The following is a 10,847-nucleotide window of genomic DNA, read 5'->3' on the forward strand; positions in this document are numbered from 1 at the left end:
CGGTCGGGATGGTTCCCTTATTTAATTCGCTCAGCAGATCAGCAGCATAGTGAATATAGTCGGCCCGCCCGGGGATTGGAGGACAAAGATAACCCGGCGGAATATCCCAGTAATCGAACCCGTAGTTTGCCTTCAGGATGGCTTTGTTCAGCATTTTTACTGCTTGAGCATTTGCAAAGTCGATCGATTCATCGCCATAAGGATTGACTCGGACAAAGGGGGTAAGTTCCGGACAAGCTAAAGTAAGTTTGCTAAAGTCGTAGCGTTCCCTGTTTTTGTTTCGTGGATGTAATTTTGCCTTTACGGTAGGATGAATTTTCTTCTTTTCGGCCATTGATCTGCTGTTGTTAGTTTGCAAATTTAAGTTTTATCGGTCAGAAACCTATGTGGCTGCAGAAGGATCAGCCTTCTTGTCAGAGTATATTTTAAAAATAATTGTCGTCTTCTTTTTTGTATAAATTACTTCTGTGTTATCCATTTGATTTTTGTTGGCAAGGGATAAGAGTGTCAAACTGTGCTCTTTTCACTGTATTTGACTCCTGTGAGGGGTGTTTAATTTGTTCTGGAATAGGAATGCTTATGGCTTGTTTATAGCTCCATAGGAACTAAGAAAACTTTGTGTGACGATATAATACAAAACAAATCTAAAGGAAAACTAAAGAAATTATCACACAACCGATAAATGGGCGTGTCAATTTAATTTCATAAAATAACTTTTGGTTAAAGTGCTGATAGTCTATGTTTTGGGTCTGTGTTTTGGTCTACTTTTGACCTTTGGAAATTAAAACAACCCTTTTGATGAGACTATCTGGATACTTTAAAATTTCTTTGTTAGCAATGCTGTCTATTGTCGTGCTAAAGACAAATGCAGCAAGTTTGAAAGGAAGCGTATTTGATGCTAAAGATAAAGAAACGCTAACCGGAGCGGAGGTTTATTTAAAGAATGATAAACACTTATATGATATTTCCGGCTTGGATGGTTCCTATACCATTAAAAACCTCAAACCCGGTACCTATACTGTTGTGGTTTCTTTTGTCAGTTATGAAACCCAGGAGCACGAGATCGTTGTAAAGAATAATTCGGACGAGCTAAAAATGGACTTTAAAATGAAACCTGCCTCGATGGATATCGATCAGGTTGTTGTTCATGCCAATTTTGATAAAGGATCGAATGTTTATGCAAGGTCGCTTGAGAAAAATTCAGACAAAGTTTTAAATGTCATCTCAGCTAAGACTATTCAGTTGCTACCCGATAATACCACAGCCAGTGTTTTGCAAAGAATGTCGGGCGTTTCGGTTCAAAGGACTAGCAGTGGGGAGGCCCGGTATGCAATTATCCGGGGAATGGATAAACGCTATAACTACACACTTGTAAACGGCGTGAAGATCCCTAGCCCCAATAATAGATACCGATATGTTCCCATGGATATGTTTCCATCAAATCTGCTGGACAGACTAGAGGTCGTCAAGGCACTTACCCCTGCGATGGAAGGTGATGCAATTGGTGGCGCCATGAACCTGGTTATGAAGGATGCCCCTGAAGTTCTTACCATTACTGCTAATGCGGGGACAGGCTTTAGTGAATTGCTGGCCGAACGAAAGTATTCTAATTTCGATAAAAGTGTTGTGAGTTATAAATCCCCTGCGGATATCCATGGCTCAAGCTATGAAGCTACGCCTGCTGATTTCACCTACAAGAATTTCGATTATAAAACCAAGAAATTTCCGGTCGATGAAAATTTTAATTTCTCTATTGGTGATCGTTTTTTAGACAAGAAGCTGGGGATTATTGTTGCCGGAAGCTATCAAAATGAATACAAAGGTTCTGACCGGATTTGGTTTAAGCCGAATAATCAGCCAGAGCCAGGTAATGTGCCATCTTTTGAAGATTTCTACAGTCGACAATATAATAAGCAAAGTACCCGGTATGGTGTGCATTCCAAAATAGATTACACCATTAACTCTAAAAATAAAATAAGCTTCTACAACCTCTACCTCAAGATGATTGATGTTGAATATCGCGCAACAATTGACACAAGCTTGTCAATTGGTAGAGACGGAGTCGGAACCGGGAATACCTATCTGAAGTACCGCTCCAGACTTCAGAATCAAAGTATTTACAATTCGACCTTACAGGGGGAACATACCCTGATGGAGGATTTGAAGATGAACTGGTCAGCTGTGTATTCTAAAGCAAGAAATGAAGAGCCCGATTGGGCGGAATACCAAACCGTACAAGAGGTTGGATATGATATTAACGGTAACTCTGTATCAACGCCGGAGGTTTTGAATATTCCTTTTTATAGAATCTGGACCCGAAATTTCGACGAAGATTATTCGGGGTATCTTAACCTTAATTATCACCGTTTAATCGCCGGGCAGGATGTTACGCTTGCTGCCGGAGGAATGTATAGGGACAAATCGAGGGACAACCACTATAACGAGTGGGATTTAGTTCCAAAGACCTCGACTACTGGAGATCGCGTTCCTTTTGACGGAGAACTAACCGCGGATAAATTTCAGTTTAATGGTACAACTGCCGCTCAGGGAAGTCCAATTAATCCATTGACCTACTCGGCTTCAGAGAAAATTTCGGCCTATTATATCCAGGCTACTGTCTTGCTGCATCAGAAGATCTCTGTATTGGCTGGTGTGCGTGTTGAAAATACAGAACAAGGATGGAAAACTGCGCAGGATCCTAAAATAGCAGCAGGGGCAGAAGGTACTGTTACTTACCAGGATATTTTGCCGAGTGTGCATTTAAAATATACATTGAATAACGAGCAGGATGTACGGTTGTCTTATTTCAGTGGAATCAACAGACCTGGTTTCTTTGAATATGTGCCTTATACGATTCGAGGCGATAATTTCGACATGAGTGGTAATCCAAATTTACTGCACGCAACTTCAAACAATTTTGACTTACGATATGAGTTCTTCCCCAATTCAACCGACCAAATTCTTTTAGGTGCATTTTACAAAGAAATAACCAACCCCATCGAAAACGGTATCCATTTTAATGGTACGTCAAGTGCAACTTTATGGCCGGTGAATGCCGACAAAGCACAGAACTATGGATTTGAGATGGCTTTAGCCAAGTTCTGGGGGCATATTGGAATTTCGGGTAACTACACTTACACTCATTCAAGTGTAGAACGCCTTAAACTCTTTTACAATACCGATTATGTTGCTGAGAATACGACTGAAAAAGGCCCATTAGGAGGTCAAGCTCCACATGTGGGCAATCTCTCCCTCTTGTTTAAGAATCCGAAGGTTGGGGTGAATGCCCAATTGGCGATGGTGTACACGGGCAAAAACATCACTTTGATTTCACCTTATGAAGGACTGGATTACTGGCAAAGGGGAACATCACAATTAGCATTCTCAATTGAAAAAAGGATTTTCAAATATTTCACTGTGTACTGTAAGGTAAACAACATTTTGAATTCTCCGGTATTGGTTGAAATTCATCAGCCCAATATCTACAAAACAGGGAAGTTTGCATTGCCTTATCAAAATCGGGATGACCGTGTCCTGGTGCAGAAAGATACTTATGGACAAAGATTCACTTTTGGTATCCGCTTTAATAATTTAACAAGAAAAAACTAATACAAGTCAGTTTAAAAGATCAGTTATGAAAAAAAGACTATGCTTAGGTGGTTTCATGGCATTTGCTGCCATAGCCATGGTTTCGTGTAACAAATCCGATAATACGGTGATTTCGAAACCAGAAAAACAGATTGGCCAGACAATAGACAGTGAAAATCTTTCAGGTAGTGTGAAAGGTACCATGTTAAAGGGTAAGACCTACTATTTTAGTAGCCAGATAACAATTAACGAAGGAGATACTTTGTTGATGCAAAGTGGTGTAAAATTACTGTCTCTTGATCCGGCGGCTCAGATTATTGTGAATGGTGCATTCATTTCGTTAGGTACAGAAGAAAATCCAAACTGGATTACAGGGAAGGATGCGTATGAAAATCAGGTGGATTATAAATTAAATACCCTGCAAGACCCCAACACTGACCCAGGGCTTAAACCAGACGGAAAATTATGGGGTGGAATTCAATGTGGCGAGACAGCCAATCTTGTTGATATAAAATGGACACACCTTGATTTTGCCGGAGGAACAGCACAAGCGGACAATCCAACTGTTGGTTATGATCCGGGAGATGACCTTTTTGTGATCCATTTTCAAAATCCAAACGGATACTTGATTCTGGAAGATTCATGGGTATATGGTTCAACAACTGATGCAGTTAGGATGAACGGTGGAAAATTTTCCATTATGAGGAATACGGTTGAAAAATTGGCCTATAACGATGGGGATGCGTTTAACGTTAAAAACTCGTCGGTTGGTGATATGGCGTATAACCTGATTGTTGGCTCAGCGAAGGGCGGTACAAAAGCATCGAATAAAGGTACTTACGGATCGACCCAAACCAATGTGAACATGTACAACAATACGTATATCACCGGAGGATGGAGAAGTGTGGATCCGGACCGTGGTGCTGATGCGAATTATGAGCAGGGTGCAAGAGGCTACTGTTATGACAATATTATGGTAAATTGCAAAACAGGTTTGCGTATTTTGGAAAATCCGGCCGCCGATATTGAACATTGCTATTATGGTAATAACTTAAGCTACGGAGATACAATTGCTACTGTGAATGATATTTACCCTGTAACCCATGCAACCGAACCGCAGAGTACAGATATTCCTGATCCTGCTACTTTTTATCCGGGGTATCCCGACTCTTACACCTTAGGTGAAGTTTATGATGCTCCGGAACTCATCGGACAAAACAACCCCGAATTTGTAAACTTCTCGTTGCCTGTGAGCGGTCCTGTTACCTTGTATAATTTTGTAGGTAACTACGATTTCCATTTGCAAACGGGTTCCCCTGCTATTGGAAAAGGGTACATCGGATTTAGTGCAATTGATGCAACAAGCGCTGTTTCCGATCCGGACCTGAAAGCAACAATTACAGCTCCAAGTGTAGACTTGGGCGCTTTCCCAACAGATGGTACAGGTAACCAACATTAGTATTATTTGGAGGTTCCGCTGATCATGAAATTAGGGGCGGAGCCTTTTCTTTATGTTTGATGTGAATTTTGGTTAAGATGCTGAGCTGGTGAATAAATCCAGCTTGGCTTCTTTTGATTACATTACATCGTGTTGTTATTAATTTCAGATTAAAAGAAAGTACATGTTTAATTTCAGAAGAAAGTTTTGGCTCTCGAGTCTGGCGATTATGTTTGTTGGGTCGCTAACGCTTATAAGCTGTTCCGATCATGTAGATTCGAAGAATTCGATAGTCCAGTTTGTATACACTTCCGATACGCATTTGGGGATTACCCGAACAACGTTCCAAGGCGACTCCAATGTCTATTCAAGTGTGGTGAATGCAGCAATGGTCAAGCAAATGAATTCATTGCCTGATTTAACCTTGCCTAACGATGGCGGTGTCAATGCCGGTAAAAAGGTTGGAGGTATTGATTATTTTATTAATACAGGTGATATTGCCAATCGGGAAGAGGGTGATATACAGGATGCGACAACTTCGTGGGGACAGTTTGAACAAATATACTTGAACGGACTGACCTTGAAAAACAATCAAAATAAAAAGGCGACGGTCTTTTTGTTGCCCGGTAATCACGATATTACCGATGCGCTGGGGTTCTATCGCGAGATGCATCCTCCAACGGATAATGGTTCATTGGTTGGTATTTACAACTACATGTTCCCATCGACACCGAAAACGGATTCAACCTATAATTATGCAACCGACAAAGTGCATTATTCACGTGATATCGCGGGTTTGCATTTTCTTTTTATTAACATGTGGGCTGATTCGTGCGAACGGGTTTGGATGGAAAAAGATCTGGCTATGGTCAGCGATACAACTCCTGTCTTGTTGTTCCAACATGATGAACCCAATGTGGAATCGAAACATTTCACGAATCCGAATGGAAAACATGACATTAACCCGACTGACAAGTTTGAAAATCTTCTTCCGGAAGTTTTCAAAGATGGTTCATCTGTTTCTGATCCCAGTACGATTGAACAAAACGAATTTGCTCAGTTCCTGAAGAAGCATCCGAACATTGAGGTCTATTTTCATGGTAATGATAACGAAAACAGGTACTACGATTATTATGGGCCTAATCACGATGTAGATTTGAAAGTTATTCAGGTTGATTCGCCAATGAAAGGGAATATTTCAAGGTACGATGAAACCAAGCTTTCATTTCAACTGGTTACAATCGATACGCAAAGGAAAACGATGACTGTTCGGGAATGCCTATGGAACACAGATCCTTCACATCCTGACAAGCCAATCGTTTGGGGTGAAAGTACTTCCATCGCATTATAATTAAGAATAGCGACATTGAAAAATCTACCTTTGATACTGAAAGGCACGAAAAGGCTGGCGATTTTTTTGCAAGTCATTTTCGGCAGCCTTGTTTTGTGCCTGGAAACTTCGCAGCTGTTGGCTTCCGGGACAGGGGGTGAAATGTCTGTACAAATGGAGACGGGAAATGTATCCTACAGTTTAATTTGTCCCCTGAACAGTATTCCGGAAAGTTCAGGATTGGTTTATACCGATGGAAAACTGTGGACACATGAGGACAGTGGAAATAGCCCGTATCTGCTTGCGATTGATTCTGTTACAGGAACCATATTGCAGACGGTGATTGTGGATAATTTTTCCAATGTTGATTGGGAAGATATCACATCGGATGAGGAATATATATATGTTGGTGATTTTGGGAACAATAATGGGACGCGTACTGATTTAAAAGTGTTGAAAATTGCCAAAAACGCTATTGGTGATCAAGCAACGGTACATGTTCAGGCTGAAGCTATCCAATTCTCTTACAACGATCAACAAATATTTAGTTCCGATAGCAAAACTAATTTTGACTGTGAATCGATGATTTCATACGGGGATTCCTTGTTCCTTTTTACGAAAGACCACCGTGATTATCACGTAAGGGTGTATGAACTTCCCAAGGTAGCCGGGAACTATCAGGTTAGTCCAAGTGAAGAATATAACATTGGAGGATTAGTCACTGGTGCTGACTATGACCCGGAATCGAAGAAAATAGCTCTCGTTGGTTACGATGGATCAAAGCTCAATTCATTTCTGTGTTTTCTCGATGGGTTTCAAGGAAGTCAATTTTTTAGCGGATCTGTGGCTAAAGTAACGATTGGTAATAGCAGCAAATGGCAAACCGAAGGCATTTGCTTTTCAGATTCCACAAAGCTCTTTCTGTCATGTGAAACCACGTCGAATATACAGTCTTCACTTTACCGGGTAGAGCTTAATCCATCTACGGCCACAGCAGTTTCAGATTACAGCGTAAGTTCGGTTAGTTGCTTTCCAAATCCTGCTTCAGATTTTCTGGATGTGCAGTCGGGAGACCGCATCAAATATCTGACTTTACAGGATATTCAAGGCCGTTTGATTATAAAGACAGCTGTCAATAACGATAAGTACCGGTTGTATTTATCAGGAATGGCACTTCATAAAGGTATTTATTTCCTGACTGTGTACAGCTCTGAAAAAGTTGTAGTCCAGAAGATCATGGTCCTTCCCAATAATTAAATGAGCGCTGTATATTGATTTTGTTAATATTCAGGGCTGGTTTTGGGCTCTTAAAATTCCCTTATCTTTGCGGCATGTCAAAGTCGATTAAAAATCAGAAAAGTATACTGGCAAAATTGAATATTGCCGAATTGAATCAGATGCAGGAGGAAGTGCAGCTGGCCATTCATTCGAATGCTGAAGTTGTCTTGCTTTCTCCAACAGGTTCGGGTAAAACGCTTGCTTTTATGTTGCCGTTAATTGCCGGGTTAGACCGAAATATTCATGGTGTACAAGCGGTGGTCATTGTTCCTACACGTGAGCTGGCAATTCAAATTGAGCAAGTTACCCGCGACATGGGCTCTGGTTTTAAGACCAATGCTGTTTATGGCGGTCAGTCTTTCTCGAAAGATAGGTTGAATTTAAGTCACCCACCTGCAATCCTGATCGGTACTCCGGGGCGAATTGCTGACCATCTGCGGCGAGATACCTTTTCAACGGATAATATTCGAAGCCTAGTGCTTGATGAGTTCGACAAGTCGTTGGAGGTTGGATTTGAAGCAGAGATGAGTGAAATTATTGCTTTGCTTCCCGACCTGAAAAAGAAGATACTGACATCAGCAACAATGCATGCTTCGGTGCCTGCTTTTGTTGGATTGAAGAGCCCCAAAGTTTTGAACTTTCTGGAAGAAGGGGAGTCCCGCTTGACAATGAAAACAATCATCTCACCTGAAAAAGATAAATTGGGCACATTGGTCGATGCGCTCTGCCATATCGGTAATGAGCCGGGAATCATATTCTGCAACTATAAAGAAAGCATCGACCGGATTAGTCAGTTTTTATCGGAAAAGAAGATTGCTCATGGCTGTTTTCACGGAGGTATGGAACAAAATGATCGGGAACGAGCATTAATTAAATTTCGGAATGGAACCCATCAGTTATTGTTGGCAACGGATTTGGCAGCCCGAGGCATCGATGTTCCGGAGATCCGCTTTATTATTCATTATCAACTACCGGGACGCAGCCACGAGTTTACGCATCGAAATGGTCGTACTGCCCGCATGTTCAGCGACGGAACGGCTTATGTTTTAAAATGGGAAGAGGAGAGTTTACCAGAGTTTATTCCAGAGACAGAGATTGAAGAACTTGTGGAAGCACCTCTTCTTAAAGCTTCGGAATGGACAACCTTGATGATCTCAGGTGGTCGGAAAGATAAAATATCGAAAGGTGATTTAGCCGGATTGTTCTTTAAGCAAGGCCAGTTGGGAAAGGAGCATCTGGGTGTAATTGAATTGAAGCAAGATTGTGCTTTTGTGGCCGTTCATCGTTCTAAATGTAATCAACTCATCCAATTGGTTGATGGTAGCAAATTGAAAACGAAAAAAATCAGACTTACAGTAATTTAGGGTAAATGAAAAGGCTTTGCCCGGGAGGGAAAGCCTTTCCTGTGTCATAGAATATTTTTAGTTCTAAACCATCGGGTGTGTTTTAAATACTTCTTCCGACTTCATCAAAATGTCAACATATTGAGCACGTTGGTAGGTGAACGGATCACTCATTTTTTTGCGTGAAAGTTTTCCTTGGAAATCTTTCAGCTTTTTGTAGCCTTTACTATCCATCCACTCATTAATTTCTTTCAACAGTGTAGCTGCATAAGAAGGTTGGTTTCTATAGAATGCTGAAACCATTTGAACAACGTCGGCTCCGGCAAGCAACATTTTAATAACATCGGCCGAATTTGCAATACCGCGGCTTGAGCAGACACTGGCATCAGTGTTCCCATGTAACAAGCCGGCATAGCGTAATGACAACTGGTAGTCGCCCTCGTGTGTTAAATCCCATGGGTAGAAGAATTCTTCTTTTTCAATGTCAATCTCGGGTTGGAAGAAGCGGTTGAACAGAATAAATCCATCAGCTCCGGCTTCATCCAGTTTTTTGATGAAATTTAGTGTGTTGGAGTAGAACGGACTCAGTTTTACGCTCACCGGGATTGATACTGCCTTTTTCACACTTTTGATAATCTGAACCTGTCTCTCTTCAATTTTTTCGCCCTCAACCTCGAAATATCCGGGGGTGGCATATAAATTAATTTCCAGGGCATCAACGCCGGTTTGTTCCAATTCCTGTGCATATTCTACCCAAGTTGTTTCATAAATGGCATTTAAACTTGCAATGACCGGAACACTAACTTTTTCTTTCAGTGTTTTTACATTGAGCAGGTGCTCCTTTGGTCCGGCATGCTCCATATCCGGGAAAAGTCGGGTCATCTCGGCATTGCGTTCTTCGTATTCATGTAAATCTTCATCCATTTGGATTGATTCCAGATGAATTTGTTCCTCGAACAACGATTTATAAACAATTGCCCCAATGCCGGCTGCTTCAATTTGCTCAATAGCTTCGGGTTTTGTTACGAGGTTGCTTGCTCCAAGAATGATTGGGGATTTTAATTTCAATCCCATGTAAGTGGTGGATAAGTCTGCCATAGTATTGATTATTTAATTTCTGTTATTAAAAACTGTACACTCAGGCTTTTGTTCATTACTGATAAAAGAATTTAGTTATCAATAGCTCCTTCATGTAACCATTTTGACGTGTTGTAACCACTTAAAGTTAGCAAAAAGCATATGTTAAAGGAATACAGATGAATTAATTTTTTATTCCTTTTTTAAGTTGAAGTGCAGGAGATATAAGGGTTAGCTAAATCAGTTCGCGGGCTTTTATTTCCAGGTATTTGTTGATGAGGTTTATCGAAAGTCCTTCAGGTGGAGTGAGCAGCGATAATATTCCGTAGCGTTTTAGCTCATTGACCATAACCTTTTTGTCGTGTACAAATTTTCGTGCAATGGAATTGATGTAAACTTCTTCCATATTATGCGATCTATGGTTGGTGGTTTGACCAATCTCCGAGTTCTCGAAAAAGACCACTAAAAGCAGGTGTTTGCTTGCCAGCTTTTTAAAATAGGGTAGCTGACGTCGTAGCGATGGTAGTCCTTCGAAATTGGTGTATAAAATGAGTAAGGAGCGCTGTCGTATTTTTCCGGAAATGGAGGCATATAAGGCTTCGAAGGATGACTCGTTGAAGTCGGTTTCCTGCTTGTATAGAACGTCCATGATGTGCTGAAGGTGCCCGCCTTTCCTTTCGGCCGGCAGCAGGTTGTGAATTTGATTGGAGAAGGTGATCAATCCTGCGCGGTCATGCTTGAGCATAGCAATGTTCGAGATCACCAGGCTGGCGTTTATCGCATAGTCGAGCAG

Annotated in this window: 8 protein-coding genes; 5 read left to right on the forward strand and 3 right to left on the reverse strand. The window is 41.1% G+C overall.

Annotation, left to right across the window (positions count from 1 at the left end):
- The coding region (locus tag AC37HE_RS08565) for an RlmF-related methyltransferase (RefSeq protein WP_500782411.1) at positions 1-334 on the reverse strand (334 nt) is incomplete at its 3' end.
- A 503-nt stretch (positions 335-837) separates the two neighbouring features.
- Between AC37HE_RS08565 and AC37HE_RS08570 the strand changes: the two genes are divergently transcribed.
- The 5 genes from AC37HE_RS08570 to AC37HE_RS08590 all read left to right on the forward strand — a co-directional run bounded on the left by AC37HE_RS08570 (position 838) and on the right by AC37HE_RS08590 (position 8,998).
- Positions 838-3,609 (forward strand): TonB-dependent receptor, encoded by a 2,772-nt coding sequence (locus tag AC37HE_RS08570; RefSeq protein WP_500782412.1) that lies wholly within the window; start codon positions 838-840, stop codon positions 3,607-3,609.
- Positions 3,610-3,634: 25 nt separating this feature from the next.
- Positions 3,635-5,047 (forward strand): hypothetical protein, encoded by a 1,413-nt coding sequence (locus AC37HE_RS08575; protein ID WP_500782413.1) that lies wholly within the window; start codon positions 3,635-3,637, stop codon positions 5,045-5,047.
- A 163-nt stretch (positions 5,048-5,210) separates the two neighbouring features.
- Positions 5,211-6,377 (forward strand): metallophosphoesterase family protein, encoded by a 1,167-nt coding sequence (locus AC37HE_RS08580; RefSeq protein ID WP_500782414.1) that lies wholly within the window; start codon positions 5,211-5,213, stop codon positions 6,375-6,377.
- A 153-nt stretch (positions 6,378-6,530) separates the two neighbouring features.
- Positions 6,531-7,613 (forward strand): T9SS type A sorting domain-containing protein, encoded by a 1,083-nt coding sequence (locus AC37HE_RS08585; protein WP_500782415.1) that lies wholly within the window; start codon positions 6,531-6,533, stop codon positions 7,611-7,613.
- A gap of 74 nt (positions 7,614-7,687) precedes the next feature.
- Positions 7,688-8,998, forward strand: a complete 1,311-nt coding sequence (locus tag AC37HE_RS08590; RefSeq protein ID WP_500782416.1) for a DEAD/DEAH box helicase — start codon at positions 7,688-7,690, stop codon at positions 8,996-8,998.
- Positions 8,999-9,061: 63 nt separating this feature from the next.
- Here AC37HE_RS08590 and AC37HE_RS08595 read toward each other — a convergent pair whose 3' ends face one another.
- On the reverse strand, positions 9,062-10,075 hold the full coding sequence (locus AC37HE_RS08595; protein WP_500782417.1) for a dihydroorotate dehydrogenase-like protein: 1,014 nt from the start codon (positions 10,073-10,075) through the stop codon (positions 9,062-9,064).
- A gap of 214 nt (positions 10,076-10,289) precedes the next feature.
- Positions 10,290-10,847 (reverse strand): DUF58 domain-containing protein (locus AC37HE_RS08600; RefSeq protein WP_500782418.1); only part of this gene is annotated, 558 nt, incomplete at its 5' end.

Source organism: Mangrovibacterium sp., from assembly GCF_059905295.1.

What these genes read in the sequence shown, in the direction of transcription:
- AC37HE_RS08570 (WP_500782412.1), top strand. Translation starts at nt 838, where the DNA reads ATGCTGTCTATTGTCGTGCTAAAGACAAATGCAGCAAGTTTGAAAGGA.
- AC37HE_RS08575 (WP_500782413.1), top strand. Translation starts at nt 3,635, where the DNA reads ATGAAAAAAAGACTATGCTTAGGTGGTTTCATGGCATTTGCTGCCATA.
- AC37HE_RS08580 (WP_500782414.1), top strand. Translation starts at nt 5,211, where the DNA reads ATGTTTAATTTCAGAAGAAAGTTTTGGCTCTCGAGTCTGGCGATTATG.
- AC37HE_RS08585 (WP_500782415.1), top strand. Translation starts at nt 6,531, where the DNA reads ATGGAGACGGGAAATGTATCCTACAGTTTAATTTGTCCCCTGAACAGT.
- AC37HE_RS08590 (WP_500782416.1), top strand. Translation starts at nt 7,688, where the DNA reads ATGTCAAAGTCGATTAAAAATCAGAAAAGTATACTGGCAAAATTGAAT.
- AC37HE_RS08595 (WP_500782417.1), bottom strand. Translation starts at nt 10,075, where the DNA reads ATGGCAGACTTATCCACCACTTACATGGGATTGAAATTAAAATCCCCA.